This window comes from Aromatoleum toluclasticum ATCC 700605 (assembly GCF_000378245.1).
Taxonomy (GTDB): domain Bacteria; phylum Pseudomonadota; class Gammaproteobacteria; order Burkholderiales; family Rhodocyclaceae; genus Aromatoleum; species Aromatoleum toluclasticum.
Genome location: NZ_KB899495.1, coordinates 35947 through 57760, shown reverse-complemented (window position 1 = coordinate 57760; position 21814 = coordinate 35947). Strand labels below are relative to the sequence as shown.

At 68.2% G+C, this 21814-nt stretch carries 15 protein-coding genes; 10 read left to right on the top strand and 5 right to left on the bottom strand.

What is annotated here, in order from left to right; translation table 11 throughout:
* Positions 1–9: 9 nt before the first annotated feature.
* Both F464_RS0109700 and F464_RS0109695 read left to right on the top strand, forming a co-directional pair.
* On the top strand, positions 10–1107 hold the full coding sequence (locus F464_RS0109700; protein ID WP_018989604.1) for a CaiB/BaiF CoA transferase family protein: 1098 nt from the start codon (positions 10–12) through the stop codon (positions 1105–1107).
* 240 nt (positions 1108–1347) lie between these two features.
* Entirely contained in the window at positions 1348–2382 is a 1035-nt protein-coding gene (locus F464_RS0109695) for a porin (protein WP_018989603.1), read from the top strand.
* 90 nt (positions 2383–2472) lie between these two features.
* On the opposite strand, the gene F464_RS0109690 is transcribed toward F464_RS0109695, so the two are convergent.
* The 4 genes from F464_RS0109690 to F464_RS0109675 all read right to left on the bottom strand — a co-directional run bounded on the left by F464_RS0109690 (position 2473) and on the right by F464_RS0109675 (position 8037).
* Positions 2473–3273, bottom strand: a complete 801-nt coding sequence (locus F464_RS0109690) for an IclR family transcriptional regulator (protein WP_018989602.1) — start codon at positions 3271–3273, stop codon at positions 2473–2475.
* Between the two features lie 128 nt (positions 3274–3401).
* The gene (locus tag F464_RS0109685; RefSeq protein WP_232428880.1) at positions 3402–4988 is read right to left on the bottom strand and encodes an ABC transporter substrate-binding protein; all 1587 of its coding nucleotides are present in this window, start codon (positions 4986–4988) and stop codon (positions 3402–3404) included.
* A gap of 73 nt (positions 4989–5061) precedes the next feature.
* On the bottom strand, positions 5062–7668 hold the full coding sequence (locus F464_RS0109680) for a molybdopterin-binding protein (RefSeq protein ID WP_018989600.1): 2607 nt from the start codon (positions 7666–7668) through the stop codon (positions 5062–5064).
* Positions 7669–7671: 3 nt separating this feature from the next.
* Entirely contained in the window at positions 7672–8037 is a 366-nt protein-coding gene (locus F464_RS0109675) for a ubiquitin family protein (RefSeq protein ID WP_018989599.1), read from the bottom strand.
* 626 nt (positions 8038–8663) lie between these two features.
* Between F464_RS0109675 and F464_RS0109665 the strand changes: the two genes are divergently transcribed.
* From F464_RS0109665 to F464_RS0109645, 5 genes are all read left to right on the top strand, one after another.
* Positions 8664–10256, top strand: a complete 1593-nt coding sequence (locus F464_RS0109665) for a UbiD family decarboxylase (RefSeq protein WP_018989598.1) — start codon at positions 8664–8666, stop codon at positions 10254–10256.
* 324 nt (positions 10257–10580) lie between these two features.
* Entirely contained in the window at positions 10581–12704 is a 2124-nt protein-coding gene (locus F464_RS0109660) for an ABC transporter ATP-binding protein (protein WP_018989597.1), read from the top strand.
* A 13-nt stretch (positions 12705–12717) separates the two neighbouring features.
* Positions 12718–13671 carry an ABC transporter permease gene (locus F464_RS0109655; RefSeq protein WP_018989596.1) on the top strand — a complete coding sequence of 318 codons (954 nt, stop codon included), beginning with the start codon at positions 12718–12720 and terminating at the stop codon, positions 13669–13671.
* Between the two features lie 40 nt (positions 13672–13711).
* Entirely contained in the window at positions 13712–14626 is a 915-nt protein-coding gene (locus F464_RS0109650; RefSeq protein WP_018989595.1) for an ABC transporter permease, read from the top strand.
* Positions 14627–14687: 61 nt separating this feature from the next.
* Positions 14688–16271, top strand: coding sequence for an ABC transporter substrate-binding protein (locus F464_RS0109645; protein WP_051092269.1), 1584 nt, complete (start codon positions 14688–14690; stop codon positions 16269–16271).
* 56 nt (positions 16272–16327) lie between these two features.
* Here the strand turns inward: F464_RS0109645 and F464_RS0109640 are convergent, their stop codons facing one another.
* Positions 16328–17029, bottom strand: a complete 702-nt coding sequence (locus tag F464_RS0109640; protein ID WP_018989593.1) for a GntR family transcriptional regulator — start codon at positions 17027–17029, stop codon at positions 16328–16330.
* A gap of 246 nt (positions 17030–17275) precedes the next feature.
* Between F464_RS0109640 and F464_RS0109635 the strand changes: the two genes are divergently transcribed.
* The 3 genes from F464_RS0109635 to F464_RS0109625 are packed head-to-tail and all read left to right on the top strand — an operon-like array spanning position 17276 to position 21783.
* Positions 17276–19399: an acetate--CoA ligase family protein gene (locus F464_RS0109635; protein ID WP_026295887.1), complete on the top strand. Its 2124-nt coding sequence runs from the start codon at positions 17276–17278 to the stop codon at positions 19397–19399.
* A gap of 47 nt (positions 19400–19446) precedes the next feature.
* Positions 19447–20640 carry an acyl-CoA dehydrogenase family protein gene (locus F464_RS0109630; RefSeq protein ID WP_018989591.1) on the top strand — a complete coding sequence of 398 codons (1194 nt, stop codon included), beginning with the start codon at positions 19447–19449 and terminating at the stop codon, positions 20638–20640.
* 9 nt (positions 20641–20649) lie between these two features.
* Positions 20650–21783: an acyl-CoA dehydrogenase family protein gene (locus F464_RS0109625; protein ID WP_018989590.1), complete on the top strand. Its 1134-nt coding sequence runs from the start codon at positions 20650–20652 to the stop codon at positions 21781–21783.
* Positions 21784–21814 lie beyond the last annotated feature (31 nt).

Sequence of the window (21814 nt, the reverse complement as noted above, 5' to 3'; positions counted from 1 at the left end):
GAGGCGAGCATGGGCGAAGGCAGGGGGCCGCTGGCCGGGGTCAGGGTTGTCGAATTCGGCGGGATCGGGCCGTGTCCGTTCTGCGGCATGTTGTTGCGGCAGATGGGCGCCGAGGTGCTGCGCATCGACCGCGGCGCGTATTCCGGCGCGCTGCCGATTCCGGCGCGCTTCGATTTCCTCAACAGCGGCAAGACGCGGCTGCAACTCGACCTCAAGGACGAGGCCGCTAGGTCGCGGGCCCTCGATATCATCGGCGCGGCCGATGTCGTGATCGAGGGCTTTCGCCCAGCAGTGATGGAACGGCTCGGGCTCGGGCCTGAAGAGTGCCTCGCGCGCAATCCGCGGCTCGTCTACGGGCGCGTCACCGGCTGGGGTCGCGAAGGGCCGCTCGCCGACGAGGCGGGCCACGACATCACCTATATCGCGCTCACCGGTGCGCTCGCGTCGATCGGTCCGGCCGGCGGCGCGCCGGTACCGCCGCTCAATCTCGTCGGCGATTTCGCCGGTGGCGCGCTGTACCTCGCCTTCGGCATCGCCGCGGCCCTCGCGTCGGTGCGCGGCGGCGGCCGCGGCCAGGTCGTCGATGCGGCGATGGTCGATGGCGCGGCGCATCTGATGACCTTCATCTACGGCCTGCGCCAGGCGGGCATCTGGTCGCTCGAACGCGGCGCCAATCCCGCCGACGGCGGCTCGCCGTTCTACGGCGTGTATGCGACCGCCGACGGGCGCTGGCTCGCGGTCGCCGCGGCAGAGATGACATTCCGGCGCGCCTTCGTCACGGGCCTCGGGCTCGCGCCGGAGATTGCCGACGAAGGCGAGGACCGGGCGAACTGGCCGCGGCTGCGCGTGGTGATTGCGCAGGCGGTCGCACGGCGCGGGCGCGACGAATGGTGCGAACTTTTCGCCGGGCGCGACGCCTGTGTCGCGCCGGTGCTCGACCTCGACGAGGCGCCCGGCCACCCGCACGCGGCGGCGCGCGGATTGTTCGTCGAGGAAGACGGCTGCATTCGCCCGGCTGCTGCGCCGCGCTTTTCGGACGGCACCACGGCGCCGCCTGCGCGCGACGCCGCGCAGTTGCTCGCGCGTTGGGGGGTGGTGAGCCAATAGTCGTACGGCATCTTTCGTCAGCGGCTACTGCCGTCGCGCAGCGGCCGCTGACGGGACTTGATGGAGGATGAAGTTCAACCAGCGAGGAGGGGAGGCTCAACGATAAACGAAGGTTTCGAGCCGCACGGCGAGTGCCGGCGGCCGTGGCAGCGCCGATCCCGGGGCGACGACGGCCCGGTTGGCGCGCTGCCGCGTGCCGGCAGCGATGCCGGCGTTGTCACACAAAAAGAGGAGACAGGGATGAACAAGAAGCAGATCGCGCTGGCCCTCGCCGGCGCCCTAGGAGTCGCGCCCGCGGCGATGGCCCAGTCGAACGTGCAGATCTACGGCATCGTCGACGCGTTTCTGAGCTGGGCCAAGGCCGGCGACAACATCCGCCGCGGCATCGATTCGGGTGGCCTGTACGGCTCGCGGCTCGGCTTTCGCGGCAGCGAGGATCTCGGCGGCGGCCTGAAGGCGGTGTTCACGCTGGAATATCCGATCGAAGTGGACCAGAACCAGGGCATCGGCACCAGCTCGGCGCTGCGCTCGCGCCAGAGTTTCGTCGGGCTGGAAAGCCGCTACGGGCTGCTGTCGCTCGGCCGCCAGTATGCGCCCGGCTACGCGATCGCGCGCTACGACGCGGCCGGCGGCGTGCCCTTCGGCCCGCAGGCGATCCTCGCGAGCGGCGCCGGGGCGACGATCGTTCCGGCAAGTCCGGCGCGCTGGGACAACGCGATCGCGTACCGCTCGCCGAATTTCGGCGGGGTCGTCGCGAATGCAATCTACTCGTACGGCGAGACGAACCAGAACAACAACCGCGACGCCAACGACCGCTGGGCGCTCTCCGGCGACTATGCGAACGGCCCGCTCGCGGTGGGTCTGCTCTACCAGCGCGGCAGGGAGCTCACCAGCATCGGCGGCGAGGATCAGAAGGAGTGGGGGCTCGGCGCGATCTACGACTTCCGCGTCGTGTCGCTGTACGGCACCTATCAGACGATCAAGATCCACGACACCGACAAGGTCTGGCACCTGGGCTTCCGGGTGCCGGTCGGGGCGAGCTACCTCTTCGCCGCTTACGGCAGGCACGATGCGGACGACTCCGACAAGAGTGCGAAGGCCGGCACGATCGGTTACCGGTACGTGCTATCGAAGCGCACCTCGCTGTATGGCGCCTACACACGCGTCAACAACGGGGACAAACAGCGCGACCCGAACATCCGGCCGAACGGTGTGACGACGAACTTCGGGGACGACGCCACCGGCGTGTTCCTCGGCATCGACCACATCTTCTGAGAGTGTGGGGTGCCGGTCGTTCGACGTGAGCACCATCGACCGACCGGCACACTGGCGGCGCGCGGGGGGGGCGCTCCTTGCGCGCCGCGCTCAGCCGTCGGCGCGCGAGTGCATCCCGTTCGATAGCACGCGGGCGCTAAACGTGATGCGGTCGATGACGAAGCGCTGGCGCTGCTCGCCGAAGCCAGCAGCCGGGATCACCAGGCTCACGCTGCCGATGATCGTGTTCTCGCTGTCGAACACCGGTGCGGCGACGCCGACCACGCCCGGGGTGATTTCCCCATGCGACAGGCAGTAACCTTGCTTGCGGATCTCGCGCAACTCGTCCTGCATCTGCTCAAACGTGTCGGCGCTGCGGTTGCGGGAGAACTCGGCCGCCTGCTGCTGGTAGTGCTGGCGCAACTGTGCGGGCTTCAGGTACGCGAGGATCACGCGCGAGGTCGCGCCGGCAGACATCGGCATCGCCCGCCCGCGCTCGTAGCTGCTGTGGATCTGCGCTGCGCTGGATTCCTGGTGCACGCACAGCACGCGGTCCTTGTAATAGCGGCACAGCAGGCCGACGCCGGTGATCTCCTTGGCGAGCGCCTGCAGCAGCGGGCGGCCACTCATGATCAGCGGATCGCTCGTGCGCATCACGTAGTCGAGTTCGGCGATGCGGGGGCCGAGGGTATAGCCGATGTCCGGCAGCGACGTAACGAGGCCCGCCTCGGTGAGCACGCGCAGGTAGCGGTAGAGCGTCGAACGCGGGCAGCGCAGCCGCTCCATCATCTGCTCTGGCGTCCAGCGCAGGTGCTCCTCCTCGAACAGGTCGAGGATCTCGATCACCTTCTCGGGGCTGGTTCGGCGCGCGGCGCCCTCGGGCTTGTCGACCGGTGCTTGTTCGCTCTTCATGTCGTCGCGTTCCCTCGGTCTTGTTCCGGCATCGCCACGGGACGGTGAAACGGTGCGCACTCTACTGTATTCCCCGCAGCAGGGCAAAGAATCAGCATCACCTCGGTCGCGGCCCCCGTGGGCGCCGCCTACTGCCTGAGCCAGTAATGTGCGAGATCCTGCCCCACGTAGTTCGTCGGTGCCGGGACATAGCCCTGCAGCTTCGCGTCGACGACCGTCGTGCGCCGCCCCCAGAAGAGCGGCAGCGCGTAGGCCTGGTCGAGGACGTATTCCTCGATCCCGCGGATCATCGCCAGGCGCTGCGCGGCATCGGCGGTGCGAGACTGCGCTTCGAGCAGCGCGTCGAGCTTGTGGTCCGAGAACCTGCCGAGGTTGTTCGGGTTCCGGTCGTACGACAGGAAACCGGACCACTTCGCGGTGGGATCGTCGAGGTAGTCGGGCAGGTACTCGAGCACGAGGTCGAAGTCGCCCGCGCGCCGCCGCGCGAAGAACTGCGCGTCCTCGACCTGCTCCTGCTGCATCGTGACGCCGATCTGGCGGAACTGGTCGATGAGGTAGGTGCCCATGTACGGCCACGGTTTGCGGTTGAGGAAGACGAGCTTCAAGTTCGTCTTGTCGGCTTCGGCGAGCAGGCGCCGCGCCTCGGCGCGGGCCGCCTCGATGTTGCGGCTGAAGCCGGCCAGCTTCTCGAGCTCGGCGTTGCTGCGCGCGAACTCCGAACCGGGTCGCGACAGGCCGCCAACCGCGCTGACCGTCGTCGTGCGCTCCATTGCCTTCGAGCCCTCCCAGTGATCGAGCGCGAGCGCCAGGGCGCGTCGCACCCGGGCGTCGTCGAGCCCGGGCCGCGCGGTGTTGATCGTCGCCATGAAGAGCGTGGTGATCGCCGGATTCGCCTCGAAGACATTCACGTCCTTGCCGCGCGTGGCGACGATGCGCTGCGCCTCGAGCGGCGTGACGCCGCGGAAATCGACCATCACCTGACCGCCCGCGAGCGCATTGACCATCGCCGCGGTCGTCAGCGACAGCGCCTTGAAGCCGTCGAGATAAGGCAGGCCGGTGCGGAAATACTGCGGGAAGCGCTCCCCGACCCATTCGGCCCCCGGCGTGTAGCTGACGAACCTGAAGGGACCCGAGCCTATGACCTTCTTCGCCGGATAGGCGGGATCGCTCTTCAGCAGCGCGTCCGAATAGATGCAGCCATAGGGCTGGGCGAGCATCGCGAGCATCGACACGTTCGGCTCCGACAGGCGGAACACGACGGTGGCCGCATCGGGCGTGTCGATCGAGGCGATGTCGGCGTAGAGTTCCTTGCGCACCGACACCACACCCGGCGGCGGGTTGCGCATGCGCTCGAAGCTCGCGCGCACGTCGGCTGAGGTCAGCGCCGAGCCGTCGTGGAAGCGCACGTTCGGGCGCAGCTTGAACGTGTAGAGCAGTCCGTCGTCGGAGACGGTCCACGATTCGGCCAGATCGCCAACGATCGCCGGATAGCGCGCGGGGTCGATCTGCAGCAGTGTCGAATAGTGCGGCGCGACGCGGAACATCACGTTCAGCGAGCCCGCTGCGTGGCAGTCGAAAGTCGCCGGCTCGCCCATCGACACCGCGAACACGAGGTTGCCGCCGCGCTGCGGCTCCGCCTGCGCCGCGCCGCCGGGCGCCGCGAACAGGGTCGCCATCACCGATGCGGCCGCGATCATCCGTTTTCCAGTCTTCACCGTCGTCTCCCTTATAGTCCGTCGCGGCCTGCGCGCCGGCGGGCCGGGCGCGGGTTGCGACCGTTGTGCACACTTATCGCGCCGCCTCCTCCACGAGCGTCACCCTGACCCGGGCGCACAGGTCGAGGCTGAGGTTGATCGGGCTCAGATGCTCGAAGTCGAGTTCGAGCAGCTCGTTGAAGAACACGCCCTTGCCGCGCGCGACCGGCATGTCGTCGCTCCAGTGCCCGGCGCAGGCGGCAATGCCGAGGCCTTCGGGATGAATCGCCTGCGTGAATCTCAGGCGTCCCTGCACGCGCCGCCCGGTTTCGGATTCGACCCACACCGCGGCGCCGTCGCGCAAGCCCCGCCGGCGTGCGCTGTCCGCGTTGATCGCGATCGCGTACGAGAACGGATCGAGGCGCGCGGCCTCGTCGAGCCACGGGTTTTCCATCGTGAAGCTGTTCGTATGCACGATGTCGCGGTAGTAGAACGCGTAGAAATCGAAATCCGGCTTCGCGCAGCGATGCGAGGCGCAGGGCAGGAAGTCGGGCAGCGGTTCGTAGAACGCGCGCGGAACGTGCACGCCGCGCGGCGCGCAGATCGCGTCGATCGCCTCCCATACCGGCGGCAGGTACTCCCAGTAGATCGGCACGCGCACGTCGACGAAGGCGCGCCAATACACCTCCTGGGGCTGCTTCTTCCACTTGATCAGGCCATGCTGGCGGAACCAGTCGAGGCCGCGCGTGGGGCCGAAAGTGTTCTTCAGGTCGGCGTCGCAGATCTCCTCGTAGCGGTAGCGGCGGTCCGGGTCGAGCCGATACGGCGGCTCGAGGTTCATCGCCGCGTTGTAGGCCGCGTTGAGATCGGCGCCGATGCCGATGCGCTCGGCGAGATCGAGCAGCACGTCGGCGAACGGTCGCTGCTCACCGTCGGGCGGCACGACGGGCTGGCGGATCGGCCAGCACCACTCGCCCATGCCGCCGGGCAGGCTGAACATGAACGGGAAGTTCGAGCGCGAATCGGTCATCTGCAGGTAGCTCGCGTCGGGCAGCACGATGTCGGCGAAGCGCGAGGTCTCGGTCAGGAAGAGGTCGAACGACACCATGAACTTCAGCCGCTGCAGCGACTGCGCGACCGTCTCCGCGTTGCCGATCGCCATCACCAGGTTGCAGCCGAAATTGATCAGCGCCTCGGGCCGGTAGGGCAGGTCGAACGTCCGCCAGTACGCCTCCTGGTCGGCCGAGTTCAGGAAGGCCGAGTTCAGGCCCATGACGAAGAGATCCTGCAGGCCGAGGTTCTGCGGCGCACGCGGTTCGGTCGGCGGATACGGGTAGTGGAAGCCGAGCCACATGCCGGCCACCATCAACCCGTCGGCGTCGGCTTTCGGCACGTAACGCAGCCGCCCCGTTTCGGGAAAGCCGGCGCAGGCGGGGTTGAAGCCGAGGCAGGCACCGACGACGTCGGCGGCGCCGACGAGCTGGTTCAGCAGGTCGACGGCGATGAAATTGTAGTTGGAGTTCAGATGCCCCTGGTTGCCGCGGAAGGCGATCGCGGCCACCGGCCGGTACGGCAGCGTCACGCCCTCGATCGTGATCGTGCTGCCGATTCGCGCCTCGGCGGCGAACTCGGCGGCGAGGCGGCGGATGTCGCGCGCCGGCACGGTGCACACGCCCTCGGCCCATTCGGGCGTGAACTTCGCGAGATGCGCCTTGAGCTTCGCGAACGCCGGCTCGCAGCGCACGCCGCCGACCTCGTATTCGCCTTCGAGCGCCATGTCGGTCGCGGCGACGTCCGAAAAGGGGCGCGCTGCGCCGGCGCTGCGGTCCCACACGAGCGGCCTGTTGGATGCCGAATCGCGCATATAGCGGCGGTCGGGGCCGATCAGGTAGGGGCCATTCGTTTTCGCCTGCAGGTAGGCGAAGTCGCACGCACCGAGCTCGCGCACGAGCACGTGCGCCATCGCCAGCGCGAGCGCGGCGTCCGTGCCGACGCGGATCGGCACCCATTCGGTGGCCTTCGCACCGGCGAAGTTCGCCATCGGGTCGATCACCACCATCTTCATGCCGCGCGCGCGCGCCTCGGCGGCGAGCCCCATGTTCGAGCATGACGCGTGACCGGCCGCATGCCCCTTCGAGGCGCCGAAATACATCGCGTAGTTGCAGTAGGCGAAGTCCGGCACGATCGACCAGGACGCGTGCATCGTGCCGCTGATCAGGTGTGCCCCGTTGCCGCAGTGGATGCCTCCGCCCGACGTCGACACGTTCGGCGTGCCGAACGCGCCCGCGAAGGCGCGGAACGGCATGCCGCTCGCGGTGACCGTCGTCGTGCGCTGGATCACCAGCTTGCGCGGGTCCTCGGCGCGCAGCCGCCGCAGCACGGCGGCGATTTCGTCGAGCGCCTCCTCCCACGAGATTTCCTTCCAGCCGGGGTCCTCGTGCAGCCCCTTGCGCGGATTCGTGCGCCGCAGCGGTTTCTTCAGCCGGTGGGGGTCGTAATGGGTCATCAAGCCCGATACGCCCTTTCCGCAGAGCCGCCCCTTGCCCACGGCCGACTCGGGGTTGCCTTCGATCTTGACGACGACGCCGTCGACGCGATGCGCGAGGATCGAGCACGACCCGTAGCACAGCGCGCACGACGACTGAATCCACGCGTCATCGTCGGTTGCCGGGGCGGTCGAAGGATACGCCGTTGTCCGCATTCGCTAGCCTCCTTCGATTCCCGCAAGCACGATGATTTCGATGTCGGTGCGCCGCGCGCCCGGAACGAGGGCGGTTTCGACCTCGTCGACCGCGCGGCCATCGACGAAGAGCCGGCAGGTGCGCCGTTTCCTGCCGTGGGTGTCGGCCAGATCGGTGACGCGCTCCGGGCCCAGCACGCGGCCGAGCGACGCGAGCACGCTCGCGACCGTCGCGGGCGGCGCGAGCCGCAAAACGACGGGCTGGGGCAGCCCTGCCGGAGCGAGGGCGCCGAAGAGACGGACGCGGACCTCGGTCGCGGCCGATGCGATATCGGCGTCAGGGACGGCGGGGGGCGCGGGTGCCCAGAAGTGCCGATCTGAGACCGCCATGTCCCAGCGCACGGTGCCGGCAGCTGGAACCGGCGCGTGCGGGCCGTCCCTCGCCTCGGGGCTCACTCTCACTGCGGCGGGTGAGCCACGTGGCGGGCTGCCGGCATCGCGCCGCGCCGCGCGTGCAGGGATCGCTGCGTTGCTCCGTCTAGCGGAACGGGATGCGTTCGCACGTCCTCGCCCGCCTTGGTCGCTACGCTTCGAGTAATGAGTGACTGATCATTCATTAAAATGCCATTCCCTCGCGCTTCGACGAGCCCGCTCCGTTCCGGGACTTCGGGTCGGGGACGGGACTCTAATGATCACACGTATGATGAATTGAAAGTTAGACGCCGAAATCCGTTTCGTCAACCCGGGGATTCACAAGAATCAGCATCACGTTTCATTTATGTAGTCTCGTAGATCGAGATCAATAAATTGATGGGGTGCGTCTCAATAAGCCTGCCGAATTTTCTGTCGTCGCCAATCATCTCCTGTAAATATGAGAAAACTTTTTTTCCGGTTCAGAAAAATTTTCGTTGACAAGCATTCTACAGTCTCACAATATGAGACATGTAAAAAGCAATCACGCGACCGCCGGCGTGCGCTAAGGATGGCGGGTCTTACCTTTTCTTGGGGGAGCTGGAATGAACAAGCGTCTTGAGGCAGAACGGATCGACAGCAGCACGGCGAGCGAGCCGATCCAGGACTTGCGCGAGTGGTTGAGCCGCGTCGAGCAAATGGGCGAGCTCGTGCGCGTGAAACAGCCCGTCGATCGCGACGAGGAAATGAGTGCAGTCGGTTACCTGCTCGCGAAGCAGCAGCCGTCGCCCGCGGTGCTGTTCGAGAAGGCCGCCGGTTTCGAGGACAGCAAGATCGGCGCGCGGCTGCTGTGGAACATCCTCGGCCCGAGCCTGAAACGCGTCGCGCTGACGCTCGAGGAGCCGGTCGATACGCCGACCGTCGAACTGATCCGCCGCGCCAAGGACAAGCTCAAGCAGCGCATCCCGCCGCGTGAGGTGTCGCGCGCCGAAGCACCGGTGTGCCAGAACACGTTGACCGGCGACCAGATCGATCTCAACCAGCTGCCGATCCCGAGGCACTGGCCGCTCGACGGCGGGCGCTACGCCGGCACGGCCGACGCGGTGATCACGCGCGACCCGGACAGCGGGTATCTGAACATCGGCACCTACCGGATGATGCTGCAGGGCAAGAACCAGGTCGGCCTGTACATGTCGCCGGGCAAGGATGCGCGGCTGCACATCACGCGCGCCTGGCAGAAGGGCGAGCCGATCCAGGTCGCCGCGGCGTGGGGCATCGACCCGCTGTTCATGATGGTGGGCTCGCAGACCTTCCCGAAGAACGTGTCCGAGTACGAGTTCGCCGGCGGCATCAAGGGGCAGGCGATCCCGGTCGTGCGCGGCACGACAACGGACCTCCTGTTGCCCGCGAACGCCGAACTCGTCATTGAGGGCATCATCCGGCCGAATTCGGTCAAGCCCGAAGGTCCGTTCGGCGAGTTCCCGGGTTACTACGGCCGCCCCGAGGCGGGTTGTCCGCTGGTCGAGGTCACCGCGGTGCATCACCGCTCGAACCCGATCCTGACCAACGCGCTGATGGCCGACTACCCGTCGTGCGAGCAGAGCGGTTTCTTCTCGATCGTGCGCTCGGCGAAGATCTGGGACGACCTCGACAAGCTCGGCATCCCCGGCATCGCCGGCGTCTACGCGCATCCGGCGGCGGCGGGCGGCTTCGGCGTCACCGTCATCAGCCTCGAGCAGCGTTACGCGGGCCACGCCGCGCAGGCGCTCGCGCTCGCCGCGCAGTGCCCGGGCGGCGCGTACTACACGAAGCTGATCATCGCGGTCGACGAGGACATCGACCCGACCGACATGGATCAGGTGATTTGGGCGATGGCGAGCCGCTGCAACCCGATCGACGACATCGACATCCTGCGCAACACCTGGAGCACTTGGCTTGATCCCACGCAGAACCCGCCCGAGAAGCGCCCGTACGGCTCGAAGGCGCTGATCAACGCATGCAAGGATCACCGCCATCTGCCGGTGTTCTCGAAGCGCACGACGCTGAGTCGCCAGACCTACGACAAGGTCGCCTCGCGCTGGAGCGAGCTCGGCCTGCCGGGACAGATCCCTACGGTGCGGGCGTTCGAGGAGGAGAACAAGGTCGTCTACCATGAAGTCGGCGGCTTCGAGCCCGGCAAGCAGCCCGGCGAAGAGTGAGCGGGGGCGGCGCGGCGATCCACGTCCGCACGGCGGTTGCCGGGCTCGAAACGGAGGCCCGGCAGCGTATCCGGCGGGGGCCGCCGACGGGATCGCCCGCTTCCCGCAGCGGGAAGCGGGACCGGGAAAAGGCGCGCCCGCCGCGACGTGCGCGCGGTGAGGCGGGCCCGACTCGTCGAAATTTTATTTTTTTGTGGTACACGATCCGTATCGGAGTATGATCGTTAAAAATACAAATACGAACGTTGTGTATACCTAAGCATAAAAAAACACCGTTAGCGCTGGGCTCCAGTGCACCATCGGTGGAGACGAGGAGAGTGAGACATGGTGGCTTTCTGCGAAGCCATGATGGCGCGCGTTGCGGACGAGCCGAGTAGAGCGGGCCGGCACACGCCCGACGGACGGCACGCGCCCTTCGGCGAGCGCTGTTACAACGGTCCGTTGCTGTCGGTGCAGGGACTGCACGTCGCATTCAAGACCGCCCGGGGGCACACCGAAGCGCTCACGGACGTCAGTTTCGAGGTCGATCGCAACGAGGTCGTCGCGGTCGTCGGCGAGTCGGGGTCGGGGAAGTCGGTCACCGCGCTGTCGATCATGGGCTTGCTTCCTGACGCCGGCCACGTGACCGGGGGGCGGATCAACTTCGAAGGCCGCGATCTGCTGACGCTCGACGCGAAGGCGATGCGCGAGATCCGCGGCCGCGACATCGCGATGATCTTCCAGGATCCGATGACGTCGCTGAATCCGATCCTGACGGTCGGTTACCAGATCGCCGAGTCACTGCGCATCCACAAGGGCATGAGCGCCGACCAGGCGCGGCAGCGCGCGGCCGAGCTGCTGACGCTGGTCGGCGTGCCGGAGGCCGAGTCCCGGCTCGACCAGTATCCGCATCAGTTCTCGGGCGGCATGCGCCAGCGTGTGATGATCGCTATCGGGCTCGCGTGCGATCCGAAGCTGATCATCGCCGACGAGCCGACCACCGCCCTCGACGTCACGATCCAGGCGCAGATCCTCGAGCTGATGAAGGACCTGTCGGTGCGCCTGGGCATCGCGATGGTCATCATCACGCACAACCTCGGCGTCGTCGCACGCTACGCGGACCGCGTAGTCGTGATGTACGCGGGGCGCGTGGCCGAGCAGGGCAGCGCCGAAGCGGTGTTCTTCCGGCCGCGCCATCTCTATACGGCCGGGTTGCTGTGCTCGGTGCCGCGGCTCGACAGCGAGCGGCGTGCGCGGCTCGAAGCGATCGAAGGCTTGCCGCCGGATCTGTCGAAGGCGCAGGAAGGCTGCCGCTTCGCACCGCGCTGTCCGCAGGCCGTCGCGGCCTGCCTGCGCGAGGTGCCGGCGCTGCGTCCGACCGACACCGGAGGGCTGTCGGCATGCCTGCGCGCCGACGAGCTCGCCGACGGACGCGTGCGCTGGGTCGGCAACGCCTATGGCGCCGCGCAGCCCGGGCAGAACGAACCGGCGGCGCCGGCGCGCAAGGTCCTCGTGCGCGTCGACGGACTGACGCGCCACTATGCGGTGCAGTCGAGCTGGGGCGGGCCGAACCGCACCGTGAAGGCGGTCTCCGATGTGAGCTTCACGATCGACGTCGGCGAGACGCTGGGGCTCGTCGGCGAGTCGGGCTGCGGCAAATCGACGGTGGGCCGACTGCTGTTGCGACTCGAGGAGCCGACGGCCGGACGTATCGAGTTCGAGGGGCGCGACGTCACGCACGCCGGTCACGGCGAGCTGCGCGCGCTGCGGCGCCGCTTCCAGGTCGTGTTTCAGGACCCGTACGCGTCGCTGAACCCGCGCAAGTCGATCGGCGACATCATCGCCGAGCCGCTGCGCGTACACCGCATAACGAGCGGCGCGGCCGCCACGCGCGAGCGTGTCGATGAGCTGCTGGCGCAGGTCAGCCTGCGCCCCGACCTGCACGACCGTTTCCCGCACCAGATCTCGGGCGGACAGCGCCAGCGGGTCGGCATCGCGCGGGCGCTCGCGATGGAGCCGTCCTTCATCGTCTGCGACGAGGCGGTGTCGGCGCTCGACGTGTCGATCCAGGGGCAGATTGTCAATCTCCTCGCCGACCTGCAGGAGAAGCACAGCATCGCGTATCTCTTCATCGCACACGATCTCGCGGTCGTGCGCCACATCTCGACGCGGGTGATGGTGATGTACCTCGGCCGCGTGATGGAGGTCGCGAGCCGCGAAAGTCTCTACCGCGAGCCGCTGCATCCCTACACGCGCCTGCTGCTCGAGGCGGCCCCGACGCCGGACCCGGTGAAGGAGAAGCAGCGCGAGGCGGCGCTGATCCGCGGCGAACTACCGAGCCCCTTCGCGCCGCCGTCGGGCTGTCCGTTCCGCACGCGCTGCCCCGTTGCCGACGCTGAATGCAGCCTCACGGTGCCTGAGCTGCGCGAAGTGCGCCCCGGCCACCGCGTGGCCTGCCTGAAAATCTGACGGGAGATGATCCGTGCCGCGATATCTTGGTGCCAAGCTGCTCCAGCTCGTTCTCACGCTTGCGGGCGTGGCCGCGCTGATCTTCCTGCTGCTGCGCGTGCTGCCCGGCGACGTCGTCGAGGCGAAGTATCTGGCCGAAGGGGGCAATGTGTCCGAGGAGGTGCTCGCCGCCGAGCGCACGCGCCTCGGCCTTGACCGCCCTACGCACGAGCAGTTCGCCGAATGGATGGGCGGGCTTGTGCGCCTCGAGCTCGGCCGTTCGATGTGGACCGGCCGCCCGGTCGCCGAGGAGATCTCGAGCCGGCTCGCGGTGACGATGGAGGTTGCGGTGATGGCGACCGTCATTGCGATCGTCATTGCCGTGCCGCTCGGTATCGCGTCGGCGCTCGCGCACGGCAGCTGGCTTGACCAGGCGATCCGCGTCCTGACGGTCGCCTGGCTGTCGGTGCCGGCGTTCTGGCTCGGCATGCTGGTGCTGCTGGGCCTGCTGCTGGTGTTCGAGTGGGGGCCGCCGATCGAGCACATCTCGCTCTTCGAAGATCCACTCGGCAACCTCACGCAGCTGATCTGGCCCGCGCTCGTGGTGGGCGCACGCATGTCGGCGATGATCGCGCGGATGCTGCGCTCGTCGCTGCTCGAAGTGCTCAACGAGGACTACATCCGCACCGCGCGCTCGAAGGGCGTGCGCGAATCGACCATCGTCGCGCGGCACGCGCTCGGTAACGCGCTGCTGCCCGCGGTGACAGTGGTCGGCATGGAGTTCGCGTTCCTGCTCGGCGGGCTCGTTGTCACCGAGCAGGTGTTCAACCTCAACGGCATCGGCAAGCTGCTGATCCAAGCCGTCGGCCAGAACGACTTCACGCTGATCCAGGGGCTGGTGATGCTGTTCGCGGTGTTCTTCGTCAGCGTCAATTTCGCGACGGATCTGCTGTACGCAGCGCTTGACCCGCGCGTGCGCCTGCGCTGAACGCGGGAACCCGACGGACACAATCAACGGAGAGATCGACATGGAAGCGATGGCTGTGCCTTTCGAGCGCGCGGCGCGCCCGGCAGGGCGACGCGGGCTGAGGTGGCTGAAGGGAATCGGGCGGTTCGCTCGCGAGCAGCCGTTGGGGCTCGCGAGCGCGCTGATCATCCTGGTGATCCTGTTCGCGGGCGTGTTCGCCGTGTGGGTTGCGCCGTACGATCCGCTCGCGACGGACTTCGCGAAGCTGCTGCTGCCGCCCGACGCCACGCACTGGGCCGGCACCGACGAGTTCGGGCGCGATATCTTCTCGCGGCTCGTCTATGGTGCGCGCACCGCGCTGATCCTCGGCATCTGCTCGTCGCTGCTGGGCGGCATCGCCGGGGGCCTGCTCGGAGTGACGTCGGCATACTTCGGCGGCTGGGTCGATACCGTGCTGCAGCGCTTCGTCGACATCTTGCTGTCGCTGCCGGTGATCATCCTAGCGCTGATCGTCGCCGCGGTGCTCGGCCGCCACGAGATCTACGGCATCGACGCGAACCTGATGTTCGCGGTGGCGATTCCCTACATGCCGAAGGCCGCGCGCGTGATCCGCGCGGCTGCGCTTACGGTGCGCACGATGCCCTACATCGACGCGGCGCGCGCCGCGGGCTTCTCGCACCCGCGCATCGTACTCGGCCACATGGCGCCGAACCTCGCTGCGCCGTGGCTCGTGCTGGTCTCGGCCTTCACCGCACAGACCATCCTGCTCGAGGCGGCGCTGTCCTACCTCGGCGTCGGCGTCACCGATCCGACGCCGTCGTGGGGCTTGATGCTGTCGGGCGTCGCGGTGCAGTCGTTCTCGCAGGCGCCCTGGACGGTGATCTTTCCGGGCCTCGCGATCAGCCTCACAGTGTTCGCGTTCAGCCTGCTGGGCGACGCGCTGCGCGACACGCTCGACCCGAAGTTCCGCCACTGACGGCGGATGCCATGCAAGTCGATGTCCGCGATGACGGACTGCAAAACCATAGGGGGAGACCATGAAAGTGAGAAGTTCGGTGTGCGCGGTGGTGGCCGCGACGGCGGTCCTGTTCAGTGCCGAGGGGCTCGCCAACGCGACGCCGCAGCGCGGCGGCAACCTCGTGTTCGCAGTTTCGCTCGGCGAGCCGGCGACCTTCGACTGCCACGCGGCGGGCTCGCTCAACGTGATGTACCGCGTCGCTCCCCATTACTCGACGCTGCTTCAGATCGACGCCGCACACTATCCGAAGGTCGTTGGCGATCTCGCCGAGTCGTGGACCGTGTCGCCCGACGGGCTGGTGTATGAGTTCAAGCTGAGGCCCAACGTCAAGTTCCACGACGGCACCAAACTGACGTCGGGCGACGTGCGCGCGAGCTTCGAGCGCATGCGCAATCCGCCGCAAGGCGTGCTGTCGGTGCGCAAGGAGCTGCTCGCCGACGTCGCCTCGATCGAGACGCCCGACGCAGGTACCGTGGTGTTCCGGCTGGAGAAGCCGAACGTGTCGATGCTGGCGCTGCTCGCGCAGCCGTACGGCTGCATCTATTCCGAAGCGCTGCTGAAGAGCGATCCGACCTATCCCGCAAAGAAAGTCATGGGCACGGGGCCGTTCAAGTTCGTGTCCTACACACCCGGCGCCGAATGGGTCGGCGAGCGTTTCCCCGACTATTTCCGTCCTGGGTTGCCCCATCTCGACGGCTTCAAGGCGATTTCGTTGACGCCGCCGTCCGCCGTCAACGCGCTCGCGGGGGGGCAAGTGATGGTCGATTTCCGCGGCGTCTCGCCGCTCGAGGCGGACCGCATCGTCTCGACTCGGGGCAAGGACGTGCAGATCTTCGAAGCGAATCCGGCGATCTCGACGCTGTTCATGGCGATGATCAACACCCAGAAGCCCGCGCTCCGCGATCCGCGCGTGCGCAAGGCGCTCGCGCTCGCGCTCGACCATTGGGAAGGCTCGAAGGCGATGGAGCGCTCGACGACGCTGAGCGTCGTCGGCGGCCTCGCGCGCCCCGGGTCGGAGTTCGCGCGCAGCAACGCGGAGCTCGAAAAGCTGCCGGGCTTCGGCCGAAACGTCGACGCGGCGCGCGCCGAGGCGAGGCGGCTCCTCGCCGAGGCCGGGCAGGCGAACCTCAAGCTCACCTTTCTGAACCGCAAGCCGTGGCCGTTCCTCGGCGTCTATCTGATCGACCAGTTCCGGCAGATCGGCGTCACGATGGTGCAGGAGCAGGTCGAGGATTCGCAATTCTTCGCGCGCCGCCGTGCGGGCGAGTTCGACCTCGCGGTCGAGTACCTGCCCGACTACCTCGACGATCCGACTGCGAAGTGGTCGATCTTCGTCTCGCACGAGAAGAATCCGGCGAACATCGCGCGCTACAACGACCCGAAGGTCGACACGCTGATGGAGGAGCAGTCGCGCATCGGCGATCCGGCGAAGCGTCTGGTGGTGATCCGACAGCTGGAGGAGTACATCCTGACCCAGGGCTACACGCTGCCGCTGTTCTGGGGCCGGCGCACGACGGTCGTCGATTCCAGGCTGCAGGGCTACGTCCCGGCGCCGACGAACTACGTCGGGCAGGACCTGAGCCAGTTCTGGATCAAGCGCTGACGGGAGACGGAAGGGGCGGGCGGCGCCGACGTCCGGCGCTGCGCCGTCACGCGCGTTCAGGCCGCGGCGGTCTCCTCTAGCAGGCTCGCCGGCAGCGCCGACAGGAACTCCGAGAAGCCGCTGCCGCCGGCCGGCACGTGTTCGAGCATCAGCCGGTAAGCGAGCGCTTCGTCGCCGGCGAGGATCGCCTGTGCGATCTTTTCGTGCGCGGCCACCGAACGTTCGATCTGAACGGTGGTATGCAGTTGCCGGTTGTTGACATTGTAGCGTTGGATCAGGCGCCGCAGCGGGCGCACCTGCTGCGCGAGGAGCTCGTTGCGGCTGCCGGCGTAGATCGCCTCGTGGAATTCCAGATTCGCGTCGCTGTAATCGTCCGCGTCGCCGGCGCCGCCAGCGATCGCCCGGCCGTGTGCGAGCGCCGCGTCGAGAGCGGCACGCAGCTCCTCCGACGCACGCCGCGCGGCGAGTTTCGCGCACAAGGCTTCGAGTTCGCCGAGCAGTTCCAGCATGTCCCGCAGCTGCGGGATCGACAGGCGGGAGACCGCGACACCCTGCCGCGGCGTGATGCGCACGAGCTTCTGCGCGGCAAGCTGTTGCAGCGCTTCGCGCACCGGCGTGCGGGACACGGAGAAGCGTGCGGCGAGCTCGCGCTCGTCGAGCGACGCGCCCGGCGGAACCTTCCCGCTTTCGATCTCGGACTGCAGCGTGTCGCGGATCGACGAAGCGAGATTTGGTTTCTGGTTACGGATCTGGCTCATGAAGGGACCAATCGAATGCGAAGAGTACTAATTATACCAAGACGTCTGGATAAAATATTCGACACCGGTTGATCTCAATTGTTTGCACGTGGAACACAATAAATTATCTTGTGTATACCACAATGCTGTTGCAGAATAATGAAAACGGCGTCGCTGCGACTGCAGCTTGCCGTGGTGGTGGCGCCCAGGACGGCCGCCGGACGTAGGACGCGAGTCGGTTTCGAGAGGCTTTCGGTGACTAGGGAAATGACAACAAGCAATCTGCATAGCGCTGCGGTGGTCGCGCGTCTGCTGCGCCCGCGCTCGATCGCCATCGTCGGCGCGTCGTCCGAGCCGCGCTCGTTCGGCGGCTTCGTGCTGGCGAATCTGGAGCGCTTCGGCTTCGGAGGCGAGATCCACCTCGTGAATCGCGACCGGCGCGAGATCGGCGCTCGCGCGTGTTTCCAGCGCGTCGCCGACCTGCCGCGGGGTGTCGATGTCGCGGTGATCGCAATCCCGCAGAACGGCGTGCTCGACGCCGTCGCCGAGTGCGGCCGGCGCAACGTGAACGCGGCGGTGATCTTCTCGTCGGGGTTCGCCGAAACGGGCGACGAGGGCAAGGCGCAGCAGGACGCGCTGACCGCGGCCGCGCTCGCCGGCGGCGTCGCGCTCGTCGGCCCTAACTGCATGGGCCTCACGAACTACGTCGATGGAGTGCCGCTCACCTTCGAGCCGCTCGAGCGCTGCGGCGCGCCCACGGGCGCGGGCGTCGCGATCGTAGCGCAAAGCGGCGCGATGGCCGCGACGATCCGCGACGCGCTGCTCGCGCGCGGCGAGCCGGTCAGCCATTCGATCTCGACCGGAAACGAGGCGGTGCTCGGCGCCGAGGATTTCGTCGAATACCTCCTGACCGACGGCGCGACGAACGCGATCGCGCTGTACCTGGAGCAGATCCGCCGGCCGCGCGAGTTCCTCTCGCTCGCGGCGCGGGCACGCGGGCTCGGCAAGCCCCTGGTGCTGCTGTCGACGGGGCGGAGTCAACGCGCGCGCGACGCCGCGCAGTCGCACACCGGCGCGCTCGCCGGCGACTTCGCGATGATGCGCACGATGCTCGCACGGCATGCGGTCGTGCTCGTCGACACGCTCGACGAGCTCGTCGACACCGCAGCCGTACTGTCGCGCTATCCGGCGCCATGCCCCGGCGGGGCGGCGTTCATGACGATGTCGGGCGCGCTGAAGAACACCGCGCTCGATCTCGGCGAGGACGTCGGACTGGAATTCGCGGCGCTCGCGCCCGCGACTGCCGAGGCTCTGCGCGAGTCGCTGCCAGCCTATGCGGCGATCGAGAACCCGCTCGACGTCACGACGGTGCATGTCGGCCGCCCGGCCGTTCCGGGCGAGATCGCGCGCCGCTTGCTCGACGATCCTGGCGTCGGCAGTCTCGTCGTGTCGCAGGTGGGCGGCGCGCGCGTGTCGCAGATCGACCGCGCGAACCACCTCGTGCCCGCGCTCGCCAGCGCGGCGAAGCCGGTCGTGCTCGTCATCGTTGGCGACCAGTCGCCGCTCGAGCCGGAGCTGCTCGACGCGGTGCGCGACGCGGGCGTGCCGCTCTTCCGCTCGCAGGACCGCGCGCTGCGCGCGATGGCGCACGTCGCGCGCTATGCCGTCGCACGCCTGCAAAAGCCCGGGGCCGGGTGTGCAGCGCTCGGCGAGACCGTCGCGCTGCCGTGGGGCGGCGGCACGCTCGCCGAATACCGCGGCAAGCAGTGGCTCGCCGCGGCGGGCATAGAGATCCCGTGCGGGCGGCTCGCGCGCGACGCCGACGAGGCCGTGCGCATCGCCGCCGACATCGGCTACCCGGTCGTGCTCAAGGCGCAGGCGGCCGCGTTGCCGCACAAGAGCGACGCGGGCGGCGTCGCGGTCGGACTCGCCGACGAGGCGGCGCTGCGTGCTGCGTGGGCGCGCGTCGTCGACAGCGTCGCTCGCGCACGGCCCGGTCTCGCGCTTGACGGCATGCTCGTCGAGACGATGGCCGACAAGGGGCTCGAGCTCGTCGTCGGCGCGCGCCGCGATCCCGATTGGGGCCCGGTGCTGCTCGTCGGGCTCGGCGGCATCTGGATCGAGGCGCTTGCCGACGTGCGGCTGCTGCCGGTCGATCTCGACGAGGCTGCGATCGTCGAGGAGCTCTGCCGGCTCAAGGGCGCGGCGCTGCTGTGGGGGCTGCGCGGTGCGCCGGCGGTCGACATGGCGCAGGTCGCGCGCGTCGTCGCGCGGGTCGGCGCGCTGATGCGCACGACGCCGGCCGTCACCGAGATCGACATCAATCCGCTGGTCGCGTACCCGGACCGCGTCGTCGCACTCGACGCGCTCGTCGTGTGCGACCCGCTGTGAAGCGGTGAAGTCGACCCACTGAATCCAACCAACGGGACAGGGAACCGATGAAACTCCAGTTTTCCGAGCAAGAGGAAGGCTTCCGGCAGGAGGTGCGCGCCTTCGTGCGCGAGCGCCTGCCCGAGGACGTCCGCCGGAAGGTCGAACGCGGCCTACGGCTCGAGCGGCACGACTATGTCGCGTGGTACGCGAAGCTCTACGAGCGCGGCTGGATCACGCCGTCGTGGCCGGTCGAGCACGGTGGACCGGGTTGGACGCCGGTCGAGCGCTACATCTTCGACGAGGAGACGCTGCTCGGCAATGCGCCGCGCATCATCGCGAGCGGTATCAACATGCTCGGGCCGGTGCTGATAGCGTTCGGCTCCGAGGAGCAGAAGCGGCGCCACCTGCCGCCGATCCGCAGGAGCGAGGTATGGTGGGCGCAGGGCTTTTCGGAGCCCGGCGCGGGGTCTGACCTCGCGTCGATGCGCACGAGCGCGGTGCGCGAGGGCGACGACTTCGTCGTCAATGGCCACAAGATCTGGACGTCGTACGCGCACTTCTGCGACTGGCTGTTCTGCCTCGTGCGCACCGGCAGTGGCAAACCGCAGGAGAGCATCTCGTTCCTGCTGATCGACCTGAAGACGCCGGGCATCACGGTGCGGCCGATCCGCGGCATCGACGGCGGCGACGATCTCAACGAGGTCTATCTCGACAACGTGCGCGTCCCCGCCGAAAACCTGATCGGCGAAGTGAACAAGGGCTGGACTTACGCGAAGTACCTGCTCGGGCACGAGCGCACCGGCATCGCCGGAGTTGGCGCGTCGAAGCAGCAGCTCGCGCGATTGAAGCGCATCGCCGCGACGGTGCGCGATGGCGGCCGTCCGCTGATCGAATCGCCGGGCTGGCGCGAGCGCATCGCCGCGCTCGAGGTCGAGCTGCTGGCGCTCGAATACATGGGGCTGCGCATGCTGAGCGGTGCGCAGATCGCTGCGGCGCCCGGCGTCGATGCGTCGCTGCTGAAGATCCGCGGCACCGAGCTGCGGCAGGCGATCTACGAGCTGCTGCTCGAGGCTGCCGGCCCCGCGGCGGTGCCCTTCGTCGAGGAGGCGCTGTTCCTCGAGCGCGCCGATGAGGCGCCGGTCGAGCCCGAGCTCGCGGCGCTCGCGGCCAACTTCCTCGATTCGCGAAAGCTGTCGATCTACGGCGGTGCGAACGAAATCCAGCGCAACCTCGCCGCGCGCGCGCTGCTCGGCCTCTAGGAGAACGCGATGGACTTTTCCCTTTCCGACGAGCAGCTGCAGTTGCGCGATGCGGTGCAGCGGTTCTGCGAACACGAATACCCGGCCGCCTCGCGCGGCGTCCCGGACGCCCCGGCACGCATGGACGAGCGCTGGCGGCTGATGGCCGACATGGGCCTGCTCGGGCTGCCGTTCTCGGCCGGGCACGGAGGCAGCGAGCTGTCGGCGGTCGACGTCATGATCGTCATGGAAGGCCTCGGCCGCGCGCTCGCGTGCGAGCCGTACTGCTCGACGGTCGTGCTCGCCGGCGGCCTCGTCGCCGCCGCGGGCACGCCGGCGCAGGCCGACGCGCTGCTACCAGCCGTCGTGCGCGGCGAGCGACGCCTCGCGATCGCGCTCGACGAGCCCGGTGCGCGCTACGACCCGCTGCCGCTCGCGGCGAAGGCGATGCGCGACGGCGACGGCTACCGGCTCGACGGGCGCAAGACGCTGGTGTTCGACGGCGACGCCGCCGACACGCTGATCGTCGCGGCGCGCACTTCGGGTGCGCCCGGAGATCGCGACGGCGTGACGCTCTTCCTCGTTGACGCGACAGCGCGCGGCGTCGACCTGCACGCCTATCCGACGCTCGACGGGCGCCGCGCCGCGGATTTCCGCTTCACGGACGTGCGCGTGCCGGCCGACCGCGTGCTCGGCGAGGCCGGCGGAGGGCTCGCGCTCGTCGAGGCGGCGCTCGACCGCGGCATCGCCGCGCTGTGCGCGGAAGCGGTCGGTGCGCTCGACGCGCTGCTCGAACTCACCGTCGACTACGTGAAGGTGCGCAAGCAGTTCGGTGTCGCGCTCGCGAGCTTCCAGGCGCTGCAGCACCGTCTCGTCGATATGTTGATCGCGTGCGAGCAGGCGCGCGCGATGGCCGGGGTCGCGGCGATGGCGGTCGACGGCGGCGACGCCGCCGAGCGCGCGCGGCTCGTCTCGGCGGCGAAGGTGCAGGTCGGCAACGCGGCGCGGCTGGTCACGCGCGAGGCGATCCAGATGCACGGCGCGATGGGTATGACCGACGAATGCAAGGTCGGCCATTACGCCAAGCGCCTGCTGGTCATCGGTCAGTCGTTCGGCGACGTGCGGCATCACCTGCGCCGTTTCGGCCAGGAAGCGCTCGCCTGACCCATTCATCACGATTCATCACACATCCAAC